General features: G+C 55.5%; 18 protein-coding genes. 13 read left to right on the top strand and 5 right to left on the bottom strand.

The genetic code is table 11. From position 1 onward, the window contains the following. Window positions 1-33: 33 nt before the first annotated feature. Window positions 34-657 (bottom strand): homoserine/homoserine lactone efflux protein, encoded by a 624-nt coding sequence (rhtB, locus tag E2F51_RS08325; protein ID WP_013200260.1) that lies wholly within the window; start codon window positions 655-657, stop codon window positions 34-36. Window positions 658-772: 115 nt separating this feature from the next. Between rhtB and pldB the strand changes: the two genes are divergently transcribed. Together pldB and yigL are read left to right on the top strand one after the other, a co-directional pair. After that, window positions 773-1,765, top strand: a complete 993-nt coding sequence (gene pldB, locus E2F51_RS08330; protein WP_134823190.1) for a lysophospholipase L2 — start codon at window positions 773-775, stop codon at window positions 1,763-1,765. 74 nt (window positions 1,766-1,839) lie between these two features. After that, on the top strand, window positions 1,840-2,640 hold the full coding sequence (gene yigL, locus E2F51_RS08335) for a sugar/pyridoxal phosphate phosphatase YigL (RefSeq protein WP_053142069.1): 801 nt from the start codon (window positions 1,840-1,842) through the stop codon (window positions 2,638-2,640). A gap of 37 nt (window positions 2,641-2,677) precedes the next feature. On the opposite strand, the gene glpT is transcribed toward yigL, so the two are convergent. Continuing rightward, window positions 2,678-4,027: a glycerol-3-phosphate transporter gene (gene glpT, locus E2F51_RS08340; RefSeq protein WP_013200263.1), complete on the bottom strand. Its 1,350-nt coding sequence runs from the start codon at window positions 4,025-4,027 to the stop codon at window positions 2,678-2,680. A gap of 267 nt (window positions 4,028-4,294) precedes the next feature. On the opposite strand from glpT, the gene E2F51_RS08345 reads away from it, so the two are divergent. Beyond that, window positions 4,295-5,149 carry a carboxylate/amino acid/amine transporter gene (locus E2F51_RS08345; RefSeq protein WP_013200264.1) on the top strand — a complete coding sequence of 285 codons (855 nt, stop codon included), beginning with the start codon at window positions 4,295-4,297 and terminating at the stop codon, window positions 5,147-5,149. A gap of 63 nt (window positions 5,150-5,212) precedes the next feature. On the opposite strand, the gene E2F51_RS08350 is transcribed toward E2F51_RS08345, so the two are convergent. Together E2F51_RS08350 and metR are read right to left on the bottom strand one after the other, a co-directional pair. After that, entirely contained in the window at window positions 5,213-5,695 is a 483-nt protein-coding gene (locus E2F51_RS08350) for a DUF1456 family protein (protein ID WP_013200265.1), read from the bottom strand. 98 nt (window positions 5,696-5,793) lie between these two features. Continuing rightward, window positions 5,794-6,735, bottom strand: a complete 942-nt coding sequence (gene metR / locus E2F51_RS08355; RefSeq protein WP_013200266.1) for an HTH-type transcriptional regulator MetR — start codon at window positions 6,733-6,735, stop codon at window positions 5,794-5,796. 141 nt (window positions 6,736-6,876) lie between these two features. On the opposite strand from metR, the gene metE reads away from it, so the two are divergent. After that, complete coding sequence (gene metE / locus E2F51_RS08360; RefSeq protein WP_134823191.1) at window positions 6,877-9,153, top strand: 5-methyltetrahydropteroyltriglutamate--homocysteine S-methyltransferase; 2,277 nt, start codon at window positions 6,877-6,879, stop codon at window positions 9,151-9,153. 48 nt (window positions 9,154-9,201) lie between these two features. Here metE and E2F51_RS08365 read toward each other — a convergent pair whose 3' ends face one another. Further along, window positions 9,202-10,029 (bottom strand): dienelactone hydrolase family protein, encoded by an 828-nt coding sequence (locus E2F51_RS08365; protein ID WP_134823192.1) that lies wholly within the window; start codon window positions 10,027-10,029, stop codon window positions 9,202-9,204. A gap of 288 nt (window positions 10,030-10,317) precedes the next feature. On the opposite strand from E2F51_RS08365, the gene udp reads away from it, so the two are divergent. From udp to tatD, 9 genes are all read left to right on the top strand, one after another. Then, window positions 10,318-11,079, top strand: coding sequence for a uridine phosphorylase (gene udp / locus E2F51_RS08370; protein WP_013200269.1), 762 nt, complete (start codon window positions 10,318-10,320; stop codon window positions 11,077-11,079). Window positions 11,080-11,152: 73 nt separating this feature from the next. Next, window positions 11,153-12,688 carry a DNA recombination protein RmuC gene (gene rmuC / locus E2F51_RS08375; RefSeq protein ID WP_134823193.1) on the top strand — a complete coding sequence of 512 codons (1,536 nt, stop codon included), beginning with the start codon at window positions 11,153-11,155 and terminating at the stop codon, window positions 12,686-12,688. Between the two features lie 76 nt (window positions 12,689-12,764). Further along, complete coding sequence (ubiE, locus tag E2F51_RS08380; protein ID WP_134823194.1) at window positions 12,765-13,520, top strand: bifunctional demethylmenaquinone methyltransferase/2-methoxy-6-polyprenyl-1,4-benzoquinol methylase UbiE; 756 nt, start codon at window positions 12,765-12,767, stop codon at window positions 13,518-13,520. 12 nt (window positions 13,521-13,532) lie between these two features. Continuing rightward, the gene (locus tag E2F51_RS08385; protein ID WP_134823195.1) at window positions 13,533-14,138 is read left to right on the top strand and encodes an SCP2 domain-containing protein; all 606 of its coding nucleotides are present in this window, start codon (window positions 13,533-13,535) and stop codon (window positions 14,136-14,138) included. Then, entirely contained in the window at window positions 14,135-15,772 is a 1,638-nt protein-coding gene (gene ubiB / locus E2F51_RS08390; protein ID WP_013200273.1) for a ubiquinone biosynthesis regulatory protein kinase UbiB, read from the top strand. The genes E2F51_RS08385 and ubiB overlap by 4 nt, the downstream gene beginning before the upstream one ends. 120 nt (window positions 15,773-15,892) lie before the next feature. Beyond that, window positions 15,893-16,138, top strand: coding sequence for a Sec-independent protein translocase subunit TatA (gene tatA, locus E2F51_RS08395; RefSeq protein WP_013200274.1), 246 nt, complete (start codon window positions 15,893-15,895; stop codon window positions 16,136-16,138). 3 nt (window positions 16,139-16,141) lie between these two features. Further along, window positions 16,142-16,789, top strand: coding sequence for a Sec-independent protein translocase protein TatB (gene tatB, locus E2F51_RS08400; protein WP_013200275.1), 648 nt, complete (start codon window positions 16,142-16,144; stop codon window positions 16,787-16,789). A 2-nt stretch (window positions 16,790-16,791) separates the two neighbouring features. Continuing rightward, the gene (gene tatC, locus E2F51_RS08405) at window positions 16,792-17,550 is read left to right on the top strand and encodes a Sec-independent protein translocase subunit TatC (protein WP_013200276.1); all 759 of its coding nucleotides are present in this window, start codon (window positions 16,792-16,794) and stop codon (window positions 17,548-17,550) included. 76 nt (window positions 17,551-17,626) lie between these two features. Beyond that, complete coding sequence (gene tatD / locus E2F51_RS08410) at window positions 17,627-18,412, top strand: 3'-5' ssDNA/RNA exonuclease TatD (RefSeq protein ID WP_134823196.1); 786 nt, start codon at window positions 17,627-17,629, stop codon at window positions 18,410-18,412. The last annotated feature ends 22 nt before the right edge of the window (window positions 18,413-18,434 follow it).

Below are 18,434 nucleotides of genomic sequence, written 5' to 3' on the forward strand. Positions count from 1 at the left end.
CGGGCTGGCTGCCCGGCCTTTTCGCTTCGCCTGTCAGGCAATGCGTCGGGCTGAGGCCAGCAACGCACCCACCGCCATAAACATCCCGCCAAAGGTTCTGTTCAGCAACTTCATCTGCTTTGGCCCTTTGATCCAGCCCGCGATGCGCGTTGCTAATGTGGCATAGCCAATCATCACAATGATATCGACCACCACCGTCGTCACGCCCAGCACCAGATACTGAATCGCCTGCGGCTGATGCGGAATGATGAACTGCGGGAACAGCGCCGCCAGAAAAACAATGCTCTTCGGATTGGTCAGGTTAACCAACACCGCCCGCTTAAACAGCTTGCGACGTGGCATGGCTTTCGCCACGGCTTGCAGATCGATACCGCCGCCAGAGCGCCACTGCTGGATGCCCAGCCAGACCAGATAGGCCGCACCTGCCCACTTCAGAATTTCAAACGCTAAAACGGACTGGGAGAACAGCGCGCCCAGCCCAATGCCGACCAGCACAATGTGCAGCGACAGACCGACCTGCAGGCCAGAAATAGAGGCAACCGCGCCACGATAGCCATGGCTGATGCCGGTGCTCATGGTATTAATGGCACCCGAACCCGGGGAAAGACTTAAAATGCTGGTTGTAAGAAGATAAGCCAGCCACCACTCGATGGTCATGGGTAACGCTCCCTGATAGCGCAGAAGTGTGACACAATACGTCATTGTTTGCGGTTGCGCTACGGGATGACGTGAGGTCTTTCGCAGCGGATGAAGGGAGTGAGGGCTGAAGCCGATGACAGGTCGAAAAAACGGCTGGCCAACGCGTGAAAAGGCGTTTGCCGCTTTTGCTACAGGCCCGCTGCTGGATTTCTGGAAGCGCCGGGAAGAGGGTGAATTTACCGGCGTGGAAGACGTGGCGATCCGCTACGTCCGCTTCAGCGCTGCAAAACACGATAACGTTATTCTGCTCTGCCCGGGGCGCATCGAAAGCTACGTGAAATACCCTGAGCTGGCCTACGATCTGTTCCACTGCGGCTATGATGTGGTGATTATCGACCACCGTGGGCAGGGACGTTCGGGCCGGTTGCTGCAGGATTCGCACCGTGGCCACGTGGAAGCCTTCGACCACTATGTCGACGATCTGGAAACGCTGTATCAAAAGGAAATTGCCAGCCGCAATTACCGTTATCGTTATGCGCTTGCTCACTCGATGGGTGGCGCGATCCTGACGCTGATGCTGGCAAGACAGCCGAAAGCGTTCGATGCGGTGGTGCTGGCGTCACCAATGTTCGGTATCTATCTGCCGATGCCCGTATGGATGGCCAACCAGATCCTGAACTGGGCAGAGAAACGTCCGGCATTCCGTGATGGTTATGCGATGGGCACCGGAAAATGGCGCGCACGCCCGTTTGGTATCAATGCGCTGACCCACAGCCGTGAACGTTACCGGCGCAATCTGCGCTTTTACGCTGACGACCCCGGCCTGCGGGTAGGTGGTCCAACCTACCATTGGGTGCGTGAAGGCGTGCTGGCCGGACAAAGCATTTTAGAGAAAGCGAAAGAAATCACCACGCCGCTGCTGCTGCTGCAGGCCGGTGCGGACAAGGTGGTGGATAACCGGGCCCAGGATTTATTCTGTCAGGCCATGACCACTGCGGGGCAACCCTGCGAAGGGGGAAAACCGTTTGTTATCGACGGCGCGCGTCATGAGATCTTGTTTGAAAAAGACAGCATGCGTGCCGAAGCGCTGGACGCGATCGTCGCGTTTTTTTCCAGACATCCCTAATTGTGCACGACTCAGATATGACTCTCATTAGCGGGCAAGAAAGCATGCCCGATAACAGACAAACCAGAGGTTTTATGTACCCTATCGTTGCTTCCGATCTTGATGGCACCCTGTTGTCTCCGGATCACCGTCTCTCCTCCTTCGCCCGTGAAACGCTGCCGCTGCTGACCCGCAAAGGCGTGAACTTTATTTTTGCCACCGGCCGTCACTATATCGATGTCGCCCAGATGCGCGACAGCCTGGGGATTGATGCGTTTATGATCACCTCCAACGGCGCTCGCGTGCACAATACCGCCGGCGAGCTGGTGTTCAGCCACAACCTGGATGAAGACATCGCCAGTGAGTTGTTTGCGATGCACCACGACCATCAGGACATCTTCACCAACGTCTATCGCGATGAAGAGTGGTTCCTGAACCGCAATCGCCCTGAAGAGATGGATTTTTTCCGTGAGTCCGACTTCAACTATCAGATCTATCAGCCGGGGTCGCTGCCAACCGATGGCATCAGCAAGGTGTTCTTTACCTGTGGTAAGCCCGAACTGCTGATCCCGCTGGAAGAAGCGCTGATCGCACGCTGGGGTGACCGGGTTAACGTCAGTTTCTCGCTGCCAACCTGTCTGGAAGTGATGGCGGGTGGCGTCTCTAAAGGCCACGCGCTGGATGCCGTCTCGCAATCGCTGGGTTACAGCCTGAAGGACTGCATTTCCTTCGGTGACGGCATGAATGATAAAGAGATGCTGAGCATGGCGGGCAAAGGCTGCATCATGAGCAACTCTCACCAGCGCCTGAAAGATTTCCTGCCGGAGCTGGAAGTGATTGGCAGCAACGCGGATAACGCGGTGCCGCATTACCTGCGCAAGATGTACAACGTGTAAGCCGTAATAACCGCCCCGAATCCGGGGCGGTCTCACGTTATTCAGCCGACTTCAGCTGCTGTTTATGTTTGTTTTCACTGAGCATGGTCAGCAGCAGGAAGATCACCGCCAGCACGCAGCCGCCAATCATGATGATAAAGCCGCCGTCCCAGCCAAAGTAATCCACGGTATAACCGACAATCGCGCTTGCCGCGACCGATCCGCCAAGGTAACCAAACAAACCTGTAAAGCCTGCCGCCGTGCCTGCCGCCTTTTTCGGTGCCAGTTCCAGCGCATGCAGTCCAATCAGCATCACCGGGCCATAAATCAGGAAGCCGATGACGATCATACAGGCCATATCGATCCCCGGATTGCCTGCGGGATTCATCCAGTAAATCACCGTGGCAATGGTCACCAGCACCATAAAGAACACCCCGGTCGCCCCGCGATTCCCCTTAAAGACTTTGTCCGACATCCAGCCGCACAGCAACGTTCCTGGGATCCCGGCGTATTCGTAGAAGAAATATGCCCAGGAGGATTTATCCAGCGCGAAGTGCTTAACCTCTTTCAGGTAGGTCGGTGACCAGTCGAGGATGCCGTAACGCAGCAGATAAACGAACACGTTCGCCAGCGCGATGTACCACAGCAGTTTGTTCGGCAGAACGTACTGCATAAAGATCTGCTTAGCGGTCAGCTCCTCTTCATGCTTCTCATCGTAATCCACCGGATAGTCGTTCTTGTACTCTTCAATCGGAGGCAAACCACAGGATTGTGGCGTGTCTCGCATCAGCGCAAAGGCAAAAACAGCCACCAGAATCGCGCCGAACGCCGGCATATAGAGCGCTGCTTTCCAGTCGTTAAACCACGCCATGCCCAGCAGGAACAGCAACGGTGGGATGCCGCCGCCAACGTTATGTGCACAGTTCCACACCGACACAATGCCGCCACGCTCTTTCTGTGACCACCAGTGAACCATGGTTCGCCCGCACGGTGGCCAGCCCATGCCCTGGAACCAGCCGCAGAGAAACAGCAGGACAAACATCACCATGATGCTGGACGTAGCCCAGGGCACAAAGCCCATAAACAGCATCACCGCAGCGGCCAGGATCAAACCGGCGGGCAGGAAATAGCGGGGATTAGAGCGGTCCGAGACCGATCCCATAATGAATTTGGAAAAACCGTAAGCGATAGAAATACCGGATAACGCGAAGCCGAGATCGCCCCGTGAGAATCCCTGTTCAATCAGGTAGGGCATGGCCAGCGCGAAGTTTTTACGCACCAGATAGTAGGCGGCGTAACCGAAGAATATACCGAGGAAGATTTGCCAGCGTAGCTTGCGGTAGAGCGGATCCACCTGGCTGGCTTCAACGCGCGGCTGATGAGATGCCGGTTTGAAAATACTTAACATATAAGCCTCCAATGGCGACGTTCTTGTTGTTTTAACCTCCGCGGACGCCTCACATCATCGATCCGTCCGTCAAAGGGCGTAGGGATGTTCCATTTCGCGCACAGGATAGGGGTTTTCTGCTGTTGAGACTGTGAAGGTTTACACAAATGTTACATTTTTATGACAGCGCGAAAGGATGAAAAAGCGCCAGATGTAAACTAAATACTTTCCTGCAACTACGGTCATTTCGTTACACTGAGCGCACTTTTCGCAGCAGAGTCTCCCATTGTGACGTTACTGATTGTCACCACAATTTTGTGGGCATTTTCTTTTAGCCTGATTGGCGAATACCTGGCGGGCCAGGTCGATAGCGTATTTTCGGTATTAGTGCGCCTGGTGCTGGCGGCGGTGGTGTTTCTGCCGTTTCTGCGCTGGCGTGGCTATCGGGCCTCGACCATCCTGATGTACATGGCGGTGGGCGCATTGCAGCTCGGCATCATGTATCTGATCAGTTTCCAGGCCTATCTCTACCTCAGCGTGCAGGAATTCCTGCTGTTTACGGTGATGACGCCGCTGTACGTGACGCTGGTTTATGATTTGCTGACCGGCCGCGGCGTGCGCTGGGGCTATGCCCTTAGCGCGATGCTGGCGGTGGGCGGCGCGGCTATCATCCGCTACGACAAAGTCAGCGATCATTTCTGGTTCGGCCTGATGCTGGTGCAGCTGGCGAACCTTATCTTTGCCATTGGCATGGTCGGGTATAAGCGCCTGCAGGAAATCCGGCCGGTACCGCAGCACACCGCGTTCTCCTGGTTCTATCTGGGCGCGGCGATGATTGCCGTTGTGGCGTGGTTTATGTGGGGAAATCCGCAAAAATTACCGACGACTTCGCTGCAGTGGGGCATTTTGATCTGGCTGGGTGTGGTGGCGTCTGGGCTGGGCTACTTTATGTGGAACTATGGTGCGACGCAGGTTGATGCCGGCACGCTGGGGATCATGAACAACATGCATGTGCCCGCCGGACTGCTGGTGAACCTGGCGATCTGGCAGCAGCAGCCACACTGGCCGAGCTTTATTATTGGTGCCGCGGTTATTTTCGCTTCATTGCTGGTGCACCGACACTGGATCGTGAAAGGCCGATAGCATGGGGAACGTGCGGGGATAACGGGCAGGAAAAACGGGCAGACTGCTGCTGCCCGTTATGACTTACTTGGCTTTTGGCACAACCGCAGGACGGATTTTCATGGTCAGTCCTTTCAGGAAGTTACGCAGGATCTGATCGCCGCACTCGCGGTAGTTTTTGTGACCCGGCTTGCGGAAAATCGCCCCAATCTCAGACTGTCCCACCGCAAAATCCGCCATCTTCAGAATGTCGAGAATGTCGGTGGTTTTCAGATCGAACGCCACGCGCAGCTTCTTCATCATGATGTTATTGGTCATCTTGCGCTCGATGGACGGCTCTGGTGCATCTTCACTTTTGCCGCGGCGCTGGAAAATCAGGCCATTCAGGAAGTAGCCCATAATCACATCCGGGCATTCACGGAAACCGTCTTCATCGTCTTTCTTCAGGAAGCTGTTGATTTCGGCTTCGGTGACTTCTGTTTCTGCCAGCGCCAAAATTGCCACAACCTGCGCATCGCTCAGGTTAAGCATGAAGCGCACGCTGCGCAGAACGTCGTTATTAGTCATAAAAATCTCATCAGGGATCAAAGGCTGTTGTGCGCATTATAGTGACAAATGGCCGTTGATACAGGAAAACCCACCAGCGATTCAGGCTGGCAGGTAAATCAGGAGTGGGTCAGCGGAGAGGGCAGTGCGGCACCGGGCTGAGAAGCGTCTCTGACCAGCGGCAGATGATCGCAGGCATGCTGGCGGGCAGAACGGATAAAGGCTTCGGTCACCGGCTGACGCTGTTCACCATCGCGCACGGCGGCATACAGCCGACTCCACAGGCCATCACCCAGCGTTTTGGTTACCACCAGTCCCTGATGTTCGAAGCTTTCCACCACCCAATGTGGCAATGCCGCAATCCCCATTCCGGCCGACACCATCTGGATCAGCAGTAGGGTGTTATCAACGCTTTTCAGCGCCGGGCTGACGCCAGCCGGTTGCAGGAAGTGTCGCCAGATATCCAGACGCTGACGCTGCACCGGATAAATCATCAGCACTTCATTCGCCAAATCTTCCGGCGAGATATGGTCCACTTTCGCCAGTGGATGATCCTGGGCCAGCACTAACCTCACTTCAAAATCAAACATCGGCGAATAGAACAGGCCACTGCGCGGCAGAATATCGGAGGTCAGCACGATATCCAGCTCGCCCTGCTGCAAGGCAGGCTGAGGGTCGAAGGTCACGCCCGATTTGAAATCCATCACCACCTGAGGCCAGCTCTGACGGAAATTACTCAACGCCGGCGTCAGCCACTGGATACAGCTATGGCATTCAATGGCGATGCGCAGCGTGGTCTGGTGAGGCTCGTGGCAGGCCTGAAGCGCCTGCTGGATCTGCGGCAACACCTGTTCCGCCAGCTGCAGCAGGATTTCGCCCTGGGGCGTAAAGCGCAGCGGCTGGCTTTTACGCACGAATAACCGAAAGCCCAGACGCTGTTCCAGGTCGCTGAACTGATGAGATAACGCCGACTGCGTTTGGTGAAGCTGGGCCGCCGCGGCCGCCAGCGAACCGGTTGTCCGCAGCGCCTGCAGCGTCCGCAGGTGTTTGAGTTCGATCATGAGAGTCCTTCACATCGACAGTGAACAATTTGCGCTTGTGGTGACTACAGTACCTGCGGATTATAGATGTGTAAACATCTGGACGTCTAAAAGCCTGATTGCATCTGCAAGGACAGCGGGCAACAACTGAGGAAAGAACTGATGACCATTCTGAACCACACACTTGGATTCCCTCGCGTCGGTCTGCGTCGCGAACTGAAAAAAGCGCAGGAAAGCTACTGGGCGGGTAACAGCACTCAGGACGATTTACTGGCGGTAGGCCGCGAACTGCGTGCCCGCCACTGGCAGCAGCAGAAGCAGGCGGGCGTTGATCGGGTGCCGGTGGGTGACTTCGCCTGGTACGATCACGTTCTGACCACCAGCCTGATGTTGGGCAACGTGCCGGCCCGTCACCAAAACAAAGACGGCTCTGTCGATCTGGACACGTTGTTCCGTCTTGGCCGTGGCCGGGCACCCACGGGTGAGCCCGCTGCCGCTGCCGAAATGACCAAGTGGTTCAACACCAACTACCACTACATGGTGCCGGAATTCACCCAGGGCCAGCAGTTCAAACTTAGCTGGACACAAATTCTGGAAGAAGTCGATGAAGCGCTGGCTCTTGGCCACAACGTAAAACCGGTGCTGCTGGGCCCGGTAACCTATCTGTGGTTGGGTAAAGTAAAAGGCGAACAGTTTGACCGACTGAGCCTGCTGAAAGACATTCTGCCGGTCTACCAGCAGGTGCTGGGCGAGCTGGCTACCCGCGGAATTGAATGGGTACAGATTGATGAACCTGCGCTGGTGCTGGAACTGCCGCAGGAATGGCTGAACGCCTTCAAACCGGCTTATGATGCCTTGCAGGGCAACACCAAACTGCTGCTGACCACCTACTTTGACAGCGCCGGCACTAACATCAATACCCTCCGTACGCTGCCGGTGCAGGGGCTGCACGTTGACCTGGTGCAGGGTAAAGACGATATCGTTGCGCTAAATGCCAGGATCCCTGCCGACTGGTTGCTGTCCGTCGGCGTTATCAATGGCCGTAACGTCTGGCGAGCCGACTTAAGTAGCTGGTTTGAACGCCTGCAACCGCTGGTTTCCCAGCGCAAACAGCTGTGGATCGGTTCGTCCTGTTCGCTGCTGCACAGCCCTATCGACCTGAGTACCGAAACCCGCCTGGACGACGAAGTGAAAAGCTGGTTCGCCTTCGCCCTGCAAAAGTGTGCTGAGCTGTCACTGCTGAGCAACGCGCTGAACAACAATAACCCGCAGTCACTGGAGGCCTGGAGCGCACCGATCCGTGCCCGCCGTGATTCGGGTCGGGTGCATAACGCGGCGGTCAGCAAACGTCTTGCGGCGATCACCGCGAAAGACAGCCAGCGCGATCATGGCTATAGCGTACGTGCTGACGCGCAGCGCAAGCGCTTTAACCTGCCGGCCTGGCCGACCACCACCATCGGTTCGTTCCCACAAACTACCGAAATCCGTGGCCTGCGCCTGGACTTCAAACAGGGTCGCCTCGACAGTAATCACTACCGTACCGGCATTGCCGGACATATCAAACAGGCCATTGCTGAGCAGGAACGTCTGGGTCTGGATGTGCTGGTTCACGGCGAAGCCGAACGTAACGACATGGTTGAGTATTTTGGCGAGAACCTCGACGGTTTTGCCTTCACGCAAAATGGCTGGGTGCAGAGCTACGGTTCACGCTGCGTCAAACCGCCCGTTATTATCGGCGACGTCAGCCGCCCGGCGGCGATCACCGTTGAGTGGGCGAAATACGCCCAGTCCCTGACGGAGAAACCGGTGAAAGGCATGCTGACCGGGCCGGTTACCATCCTTTGCTGGTCATTCCCGCGTGAAGACGTGAGCCGTGAAACCATCGCTAAGCAGATTGCTCTGGCGCTGCGCGATGAAGTGGAGGACCTGGAAAAAGCCGGCATCGGCATCATTCAGATCGATGAGCCTGCCCTGCGTGAAGGTCTGCCGCTGCGCCAGTCCGACTGGGCGGCCTATCTGGCATGGGCCGTTGATGCCTTCCGCCTGAATGCTGCCGTGGCGCGGGATGACACGCAGATCCATACCCATATGTGTTACTGCGAGTTCAACGACATCATGGGGTCGATTGCGGCGCTGGATGCGGACGTGATCACCATCGAAACCTCACGGTCGGATATGGAACTGCTGGAGTCGTTTGAGGAGTTTGATTATCCGAATGAGATCGGCCCTGGCGTGTACGACATTCATTCGCCAAACGTGCCCGGCGTGGAATGGATGGAAGAACTGCTGCTGAAGGCGGCGAAGCGCATCCCGACTGAGCGTCTGTGGGTGAATCCGGATTGTGGTCTGAAAACGCGCGGCTGGACAGAAACACGTCAGGCGTTAGCGAACATGGTGCAAGCCGCACAGAATCTGCGCAAGACTAAAAAACCGGCCTGATTTCTGTGTGATTGAAGTGATGTGGGGCGCCTGGCGCCCCTTTTTTTATTACTTCACGCCATTCTGCCGGAACCAGGCGAGCATGCGCTGCCAGCCATCTTTGGCCGACTCTCCATGATAGCTTGGGCGGTAATCGGCATTAAACGCATGGCCCGCATCCGGATAAACAATAATTTCCGATTTGGCGTTCGCTGCACGCAGTGCCTGGCGCATAGTCTCCACGCTCTCCTGCGGGATGCTGTCATCCTTGCCGCCATAAAGTCCTAACACCGGCGCAGTTAAATCCACCGCGATATCAACCGGCTGCTTCTGCTGCTTCAGTGTCTTCTCACCGACCATTTTGCCATACCAGGCCACGGCGGCTTTCAGCTGTGGATTGTGTGCTGCATACAGCCAGGTAATGCGTCCGCCCCAGCAGAAGCCGGTGATGCCCATATTGCGCATATCGCCGCCGTGACGGGAGGCCCAGTTGGCAACGTGATCCAAATCGGCCAACACCTGATTATCCGGAACGGTGCTGACTAATTCTTTAAACAGCGTCGGGATATCGTCGTATTCAGCAGGATCGCCCTGGCGGAAGTAGAGCTCTGGCGCAACCGCCAGATAGCCTTCGGCAGCCAGGCGACGGCAGATATCGCGAATGTGTTCATGCACGCCAAAAATCTCCTGAACCACCAGAATCACCGGCAGTGGGCCGCTGACATGACGCGGTTTGGCGTGAAAAGCGGGCATGTTCTCGCCCTGAGTAGGAATGGATGTTTCACCTGACTGGATGGCGTCACTGTCAGTAATAATCGTGGTCGATGCGGTAGGCGATACCGCAGGAGTGAACCCATTATTGCTCATTTTTTGAGTCGTATTCTCGTCGGTTTTCATTGTCCTCTCCATGCATGCATTAGCGCAATCAGCTAACTATAGCCAGGATTACGTTTGGGTCAGGGGGTTGCTCTCTACCCATCATTAACACTGCCATTACCTGACCGGGAGGGCAAGTTGTGGCAATCCGAAAGGAAAGAGTGTTTAAATGTGATGTATGTCACTTCTTGTTGTTGATTCAATGTAACTTTCATTGGACGAAGTGATGCGATTCACATAATTTTCGGCAGCTTTGCATTATTGTGACCGCCTGATCCTTATCCCCCTTTCCCGTTACAGGAGTTTGAAATGGCACACTCAGACGTTTTTCATTTGGGTTTAACAAAAGCGGATTTGCAGGGCGCGACCTTGGCGATTGTGCCGGGCGATCCTGAGCGGGTGAAAAAAATTGCGGCATTGATGGAAAACCCGGTCCATCTGGCTTCACACCGTGAATTTACCAGCTGGCGTGCAGAGCTGGATGGCAAGGCGGTGATCGTCTGTTCCACCGGCATCGGCGGTCCTTCAACGTCTATTGCAGTGGAAGAACTGGCTCAACTGGGCGTGCGCACCTTCCTGCGCGTCGGTACCACTGGCGCTATTCAGCCAGAGATTAACGTCGGCGATGTGCTGGTCACCACCGGCTCAGTGCGTCTTGATGGCGCCAGCCTGCACTTCGCCCCGCTGGAGTTCCCGGCTGTCGCGGACTTTACCTGCACCACGGCGCTGGTCGACGCGGCGAAAGCGGCAGGCGCAACCACCCACATTGGTATCACCGCATCTTCCGATACGTTCTATCCTGGTCAGGAGCGTTACGACACCTTTTCAGGCCGCGTCGTCAGCCGTTTCCAGAACTCAATGAAGGAATGGCAGGATATGGGCGTGCTGAACTATGAAATGGAGTCGGCAACGCTGTTAACCATGTGTGCCAGTCAGGGACTGCGGGCCGGTATGGTGGCGGGTGTGATCGTCAACCGCACTCAGCAGGAAATTCCTGATGCGGAAACGATGAAAAGAACCGAGAGTGATGCGGTACGTATCGTAGTAGATGCGGCGCGCCGCCTAATCTGACGCTTTTTATCTGGACATTCATACAGTAGGCCTCTACCTTTTCCCGTAGATAAGTCCATGCGGGAGAATAAAGGTGGAGGCAACAATCAGTTATGGCGTTTGTCTGGCGCTGGCCGGTGTGCTGGCAGGCTGGACAATCGCCTGGTTTCGCGGGCAGCAGGTCTCAGCCCGGCAGGAAACCGAACGGCAATTGCTGCTGCAGTCAGCGGAACAGCTGCGCGAAGAGCGTCAACGGCTGCAGCAGCAGGTCGAAACCTGTCAGCAGGCGCAACGGCAGAATGAGCTCGAGTTGCGCCAGCTACACGGGACGCTGTCTGCGGCCCAGGAAAAGCTTCACCACCTCGATCACTGGCGCAATGAAACTGAACAGCTGACGCGGGAATTACGCAACCAGCTGGAAATCAACAGTTCTCAGGAAGCCGAACTGCGCGAAGTCACCATCCGTCTTGAAGAAACCCGCATGGCTGCTGAAGAGAAACAGCGCCTGCTGGTCAACAGCGAGCAGCGGCTGAACGCGCAATTTGAAAACCTTGCAAACCGGATTTTCGAAAACAGTGGCCGCCGCGTTGATGAGCAAAACAAGCAAAGCCTTAACAGCCTGATTTCGCCACTGCGTGAACAGCTGGAAGGCTTCCGCCGCCAGGTGCAGGACGGATTTGGCCAGGAAGCCCGTGAACGTCATACCCTCTCGCATGAAATCCGCAACCTGCAGCAGCTGAACGCGCAAATGGCGCAGGAAGCGATCAACCTGACCAAAGCGCTGAAAGGCGACAATAAAACCCAGGGTAACTGGGGTGAAGTGGTCTTGAGCCGCGTGCTTGAAGCCTCCGGGCTGCGGGAAGGCCATGAGTATGAAACCCAGGTCACCATTCAGTTAGAACAGAACGGACGGATGCAGCCGGATGTGATCGTGCGTCTGCCGCAGGGCAAAGATGTGGTTATCGATGCCAAAATGACGCTGGTGGCCTACGAACGTTACTTCAACGGTGACGATGAGGCGCAGCGCGAAGCGGCAATCAGCGAGCATATTGCCGCCATTCGTGGGCATTTACGTCAGCTGAGCCGAAAAGATTACCAACAATTGCCCGGTTTACGCTCCCTGGATTATGTGTTGATGTTTATCCCGGTTGAACCGGCCTTTTTACTGGCGATCGATCGTCAGCCGGAGTTGATTAACGAAGCGCTCAACCTGAACATCATGTTAGTCAGTCCAACCACCCTGCTGGTGGCGTTACGGACGATTAACAATCTTTGGCGCTATGAGCAACAGAGCCGCCATGCCCAACGCATCGCCGATCGTGCCGCGAAGCTCTACGATAAAATGCGCCTGTTTGTCGATGACATGTCCTCAATGGGCCAAAGTCTGGACAAAGCGCAGGACAGTTACCGTCAGGCAATGAAAAAACTGTCGGAAGGGCGGGGCAATATGATCGCCCAGACCGAAAGCTTCCGTCAGCTGGGTATCGAGGTGAAACGGCCGATTAATCCGCGGCTTGTTGAACAGGCCATGCCGGAATCGGCCGAAAATATCGCTGAGCTGGAGGACGATGAAGCCCAGCCAGATGGCGATTCCGGGCAGGATAACGGCGCATTAAGAGTCAATGAATAAGCCGCCAGGCTGCGTGCCTGACCTGCTGGACTCTGGTACACTTGGCAGATAATTGATTGCAGAGCAGGCAAAACAAATGGCAGATGAATCAAAGGACACCACTCATTTCGGCTTCCGTACCGTAGCGAAAAGCGACAAGGAAGAAATGGTGGCAGATGTTTTCCATTCCGTTGCGGCCAAATATGACCTGATGAACGATTTAATGTCGTTCGGCATCCCCCGCGTCTGGAAGCGTTTTACTATCGATTGCAGCGGCGTCCGCCGTGGGCAGCGCGTGCTGGATCTGGCGGGCGGCACCGGCGATTTGACCGCGAAGTTCTCACGCCTGGTGGGCGAGACGGGCGAAGTGGTGCTGGCTGATATCAACAGCTCGATGCTGAAAGTGGGCCGTGAGAAATTACGCAACAACGGCATCATTGGCAACGTGAACTACGTGCAGGCCAATGCTGAAGCACTGCCTTTCCCGGACAACTATTTCGACTGCATTACCATCGCCTTTGGCTTGCGTAACGTCACCGAGAAAGAGAAAGCGCTGGCGTCCATGTTCCGCGTACTGAAGCCGGGCGGGCGTTTACTGGTGCTGGAGTTCTCCAAGCCGGTGCTGGAACCGTTAAGCAAGGCCTATGACGCGTACTCTTTCCATATTCTGCCGCGCATCGGCGAGCTGGTGGCGAAGGATTCCGGGAGCTATCGCTATCTGGCCGAATCCATCCGTATGCATCCGGATCAGGACACACTCAAGCAGATGATGGAAGACGTGGGCTTTGAAAACACCACGTATCACAATCTCACCGGTGGCATCGTTGCACTGCACCGTGGGTTCAAGTTCTAAACAGGAAAGCGAATGACTTTAACGCCGCTGTTAACCGCGGGCCTGGAAACGGCACTTAACCAGATCCTCTATCGCGATCGCGGCCTGAAAGCAGCACGTCAGCGCCTGAATGGCAAAAGCCTGGCCATCGTGCTGGCTGAACTGAAACAGCCGCTGATCTTTATCTTCAGCGAGCATCAGGTTGATGTGCTGGGCGAGTGGAATGACACGCCCGACTGCACGGTAAAAACGCAGATTGCCACCTTGCGCAAGCTGCGCGATCGCCAGCAGCTGACCAGCGTGATCCGCAGTGGCGAGCTGGAAGTCGACGGCGATCTGCAGGTTGTGCAGCACTTTTCTGCGCTTATCGATCTCGCCGAACTGGACCCCGCAGAATACCTCGCGCCCTGGACCGGGGACGTGGTGGCGCAGGGTATCAGCCGGTTTGCCCGTCGCGGTTTCCAGCTGTTACGTGGTGATGCTGAACGCAAGCAGGCCTATCTCGGTCAGGCGCTGACCGAAGAGTGGCGGCTGGCACCCGGCGGATTAGAAGCAGCCTGGTTTGCTGAAGAAGTTGATGCGCTATCCCGCGATCTTTCCGCGCTTGAAAGCCGCCTTGCAACGCTGGAGGGCAAATGACGCCAGGAGAATTGCGCCGACTCTATTTGATTATCCGGGTATTCCTCACCTACGGCCTGGATGAACTGATCCCTAAAACCCGTCTGGCATTGCCGATCCGCATGTGGCGTAAGTGCCTGTTCTGGCTGCCCAACAAACACAAAAACCTGCCGCTTGGCGACCGTATTCGCCTGGCGCTGGAGCAACTGGGTCCGGTATGGATCAAGTTTGGTCAGATGATGTCGACACGACGCGACCTGTTCCCGCCGCAGATTGCCGATCAGCTGGCGATGCTGCAGGACCGTGTAGCCCCGTTTGACGGCGTGCTGGCTAAGCAGCAGATCGAACTGTCTCTTGGTTGCCCGGTTGAATCCCGCTTTGATGATTTCATGATCAAACCTCTGGCATCAGCGTCGATTGCCCAGGTGCATACGGCAACGCTGAAAGAAAACGGCCAGAAAGTGGTGATCAAAGTGATTCGCCCGGACATCCTGCCGGTGATCAGAGCCGATATGAAGCTGATCAACCGCATGGCGCGCTGGGTTCCACGCCTGTTACCCGACGGCCGCCGCTTGCGTCCGCAGGAAGTGGTCGCAGACTACGAAAAAACGCTGATTGATGAGCTGAACCTGTTGCGCGAAGGGGCTAACGCCATCCAGCTTCGCCGTAACTTCGATAAAAGCAAAATGCTGTACGTTCCGGAAATCTTCTCCGACTACGGCAGCGAAACCATGCTGGTGATGGAGCGGATCTACGGTATTCCGATTTCCGACGTGGTTACGCTGGAGAAGCATGGCGTGAACATGAAGTTGCTGGCTGAGCGCGGCGTGCAGGTATTCTTTACCCAGGTGTTCCGCGACAGCTTCTTCCATGCGGATATGCATCCGGGCAATATTTTTGTCAGCTACGACCATCCAGAAGATCCGCAATATATCGCCATCGACTGCGGGATAGTCGGCTCGCTGAATAAAGAAGATAAGCGCTATCTCGCCGAAAACTTCATCGCCTTCTTCAATCGTGATTACCGCAAGGTGGCCGAGCTTCACGTCGACTCTGGTTGGGTTCCGCCGGACACCAACGTGGAAGATTTCGAATTTGCCATCCGCACCGTGTGCGAACCCATTTTTGAAAAGCCGTTGGCAGAGATCTCCTTTGGCCACGTGTTGCTGAATCTTTTCAACACCGCCAGACGCTTCAATATGGAAGTTCAGCCACAACTGGTTCTCCTGCAGAAAACATTGTTGTATGTTGAAGGCATTGGGCGGCAGCTTTATCCGCAGTTGGATTTGTGGAAAACAGCCAAACCGTTCCTGGAAGACTGGATCAAAGATCAAATCGGTATTCCGGCCATTGTCAGGGCACTGAAAGAGAAAGCGCCTTTCTGGGCTGAGAAATTGCCAGAACTGCCGGAACTCTTCTATGACAGCCTGCGCCAGCACAAGCATTTGCAACACAGCGTCGACAAGCTGACCAACGATTTAAAAGGCGAACGGATCAGACAGCATAAGTCCCGTTACCTGTTCGGCGTCGGTGCGACCTTGCTGCTCAGCGGCACTGCCATCTTGCTGACACGGCCAGATTGGGATCTGATTTCCGCGGCGATGATCGCCGCCGGTCTGGTTAGCTGGCTGGTTGGCTGGCGTAAAACCAGCTGATTGTCATGAAAGGTAAACAGAAGGTTATCCCGCGCTGGTGATGGTTTGCTCATCGTCAGCGCAACACAAGCTGTATATACTGAAAAACTGGCATCACAACTCAATATCAGAGGCAAAATCATGGGCGGTATTAGTATCTGGCAATTGTTAATCATTGCCGTAATTGTTGTTCTTCTGTTTGGTACCAACAAACTCCGTACGCTGGGATCTGATTTGGGTTCATCGATCAAAGGCTTCAAAAAAGCCATGGGCGATGAAAACGAGAAAGATAAAGACCATGCTAATGATGCTGACTTCCATGCCAAACTGGCGGAAAAAGATCAGACAGAAGCGAAGAAAGAAGACGTCAAGAACGACAAGGTATAAACCGTGTTCGACATAGGCTTTAGTGAACTGATTTTGGTGTTCGTTATCGGGCTGGTCGTGCTGGGTCCACAGCGTTTACCGGTGGCGGTCAGAACCGTCGTTGGCTGGATCCGCGCTCTGCGTTCACTGGCGACCAGTGTGCAGAACGAACTCGCTCAGGAACTTAAATTGCAGGAGCTGCAGGACAGCCTGAAAAAGGTGGAAGAGGCCAGTAAGAACAGCCTTTCTCCTGAGCTGAAGGCGTCAATGGAAGAGCTGAAGCAATCAGCAGAATCCATGAAGCGTTCTTACCTCGGCGAAAATGAAAAAGCCGATGACGAAGCCAACACCATCCATAACCCCCTTGTGAAGAACTCTGCCGAGACGCATGAGGGTGTGACGCCAGCGGAAGCCGACCATCAGGCCAGTTCCCCTGTCAAAGCCCCTGACGCGGTGACCACACCGGTTCAGGTATCTGAAGCGGCAACCTCACCCATTCCGGCTACTGACGTGGCGTCTGCGCCCGTTCAGGCACCCGAAGTGGCTACCGCGCCAGCTCAGGCCCCGACAGTGAAACCTGAACCGAAACCGGCCTTGACCACGAATGGCGACGCGCCAATCCTGTCCAGCCGTGCTCCTGTTTCCACCCATTTACCGAGCGATGAACGATAAACATGGCTGTTGAAGATACCCAACCGCTTATCAGTCATTTGATTGAACTCCGTAAGCGCTTGTTGAACTGTATTATTGCCGTCGTCGGCATCTTTATCTGTCTGGCTTATTTTTCCAATGACATCTACCAGCTGGTTTCCGCGCCGCTGATTAAGCAGATGCCAGCGGGCGCCAGCATGATCGCCACTGACGTTGCGTCCCCGTTTTTCACCCCAATAAAACTGACGATGATCGTCTCGGTATTCCTTGCGGTACCGGTGATCCTGTATCAGATCTGGGCCTTTATCGCCCCTGCGCTTTATCGCCATGAGCGCAAGCTGGTTATGCCGTTGCTGTTTTCCAGTTCATTCCTATTCTATACCGGCATGGCTTTCGCCTACTTTGTTGTCTTTCCGCTGGCCTTTGGCTTCTTCGCCAAGACCGCGCCGCAGGGCGTGTTGATTGCCACTGACATTAACAACTATCTCGATTTTGTAATGGCACTGTTTATGGCGTTTGGCGTCTCCTTTGAAGTGCCAATCGCTATCGTGTTGATCTGTTGGACCGGCATGACAACCCCGGAAGACCTGAAGAAAAAGCGCCCGTATGTACTGGTGGGTGCTTTCGTGGTGGGAATGCTGTTGACCCCGCCAGATGTCTTCTCTCAGACGCTTCTGGCTATTCCGATGTATTGCCTGTTTGAAGTCGGCGTGTTCTTCGCGCGCTTCTATGTCGGCAAGCGTCGTCAGGACATGGACCCGGAAGAATCGGGCCCAGAGTAGCGTAAAGCAGGTCCAGCGCTCCCTTACATGAAGTAACGTAACCGCCCGAAAGGGCGGTTACTGTTTGGAAAATCCTATGTTCGATATTGGTGTGAACCTGACCAGCACGCAGTTCGCGAAAGATCGCGATCAGGTCGTAAAACGTGCGAAAGACGCCGGGATCACCGGCTTACTGATCACCGGCACCAACGCGCTGGAAAGCCAGCAGGCACAAAGCCTGGCCATGCGTCGTCCGGGTTATTGCTGGTCCACTGCCGGTGTTCATCCCCATCATGCCAGTGAATGGTCAGGCGAAACCGCCGCGACCCTGAAACGGCTGGCGGAGAGCCCTGAAGTGGTCGCCATTGGCGAATGTGGTCTGGACTTCAACCGCAATATCTCTGAACCTGAGCAGCAGGTTTATGCGTTCAATGCCCAGCTTGAGCTGGCTGCCGAATTGGCAATGCCGGTGTTTCTCCACTGTCGCGATGCCCACGACCGTTTCCTCGCCGTCCTCGCGCCCTTGTTACCAACGTTGCCTGGTGCGGTGGTGCACTGCTTTACCGGCACGCGCGAAGAGCTTGAAGCCTGCCTGGCGGCGGGACTCTCAATTGGGATTACGGGTTGGGTGTGCGATGAGCGACGTGGCGTAGAGCTTCGTGAGTTATTGCCGTTGATCCCAGCCGACCGCCTGCTGCTGGAAACGGATGCGCCCTATTTGTTGCCCCGCGACATGCGCCCGAGGCCGCCTTCACGACGTAATGAACCCTGCTTCCTGCCGCATATTGTGCAGGTGGTGGCGGGATTACGTGGGGAAGAACCCGAGGCGCTGGCACGTCAGTGCGATGCTAATGCGCGTAAGCTGTTTCGTTTGCCGGCGTAATTTCGGCATCAGCGGCAGGAAG

This window comes from Erwinia sp. QL-Z3, from assembly GCF_004551645.1.
GTDB classification, from domain to species: Bacteria; Pseudomonadota; Gammaproteobacteria; order Enterobacterales; family Enterobacteriaceae; genus Erwinia; species Erwinia billingiae.

Bases quoted from the DNA above. Each gene is read 5' to 3' on its own strand.
- ubiB (WP_013200273.1), top strand. From the start codon at position 14,135: ATGACGCCAGGAGAATTGCGCCGACTCTATTTGATTATCCGGGTATTC.
- E2F51_RS08365 (WP_134823192.1), bottom strand. From the start codon at position 10,029: ATGAAAACCGACGAGAATACGACTCAAAAAATGAGCAATAATGGGTTC.
- rhtB (WP_013200260.1), bottom strand. From the start codon at position 657: ATGACCATCGAGTGGTGGCTGGCTTATCTTCTTACAACCAGCATTTTA.
- metE (WP_134823191.1), top strand. From the start codon at position 6,877: ATGACCATTCTGAACCACACACTTGGATTCCCTCGCGTCGGTCTGCGT.
- tatD (WP_134823196.1), top strand. From the start codon at position 17,627: ATGTTCGATATTGGTGTGAACCTGACCAGCACGCAGTTCGCGAAAGAT.
- metR (WP_013200266.1), bottom strand. From the start codon at position 6,735: ATGATCGAACTCAAACACCTGCGGACGCTGCAGGCGCTGCGGACAACC.
- glpT (WP_013200263.1), bottom strand. From the start codon at position 4,027: ATGTTAAGTATTTTCAAACCGGCATCTCATCAGCCGCGCGTTGAAGCC.
- E2F51_RS08350 (WP_013200265.1), bottom strand. From the start codon at position 5,695: ATGACTAATAACGACGTTCTGCGCAGCGTGCGCTTCATGCTTAACCTG.
- udp (WP_013200269.1), top strand. From the start codon at position 10,318: ATGGCACACTCAGACGTTTTTCATTTGGGTTTAACAAAAGCGGATTTG.
- pldB (WP_134823190.1), top strand. From the start codon at position 773: ATGACAGGTCGAAAAAACGGCTGGCCAACGCGTGAAAAGGCGTTTGCC.
- E2F51_RS08385 (WP_134823195.1), top strand. From the start codon at position 13,533: ATGACTTTAACGCCGCTGTTAACCGCGGGCCTGGAAACGGCACTTAAC.
- yigL (WP_053142069.1), top strand. From the start codon at position 1,840: ATGTACCCTATCGTTGCTTCCGATCTTGATGGCACCCTGTTGTCTCCG.
- ubiE (WP_134823194.1), top strand. From the start codon at position 12,765: ATGGCAGATGAATCAAAGGACACCACTCATTTCGGCTTCCGTACCGTA.
- tatA (WP_013200274.1), top strand. From the start codon at position 15,893: ATGGGCGGTATTAGTATCTGGCAATTGTTAATCATTGCCGTAATTGTT.
- tatC (WP_013200276.1), top strand. From the start codon at position 16,792: ATGGCTGTTGAAGATACCCAACCGCTTATCAGTCATTTGATTGAACTC.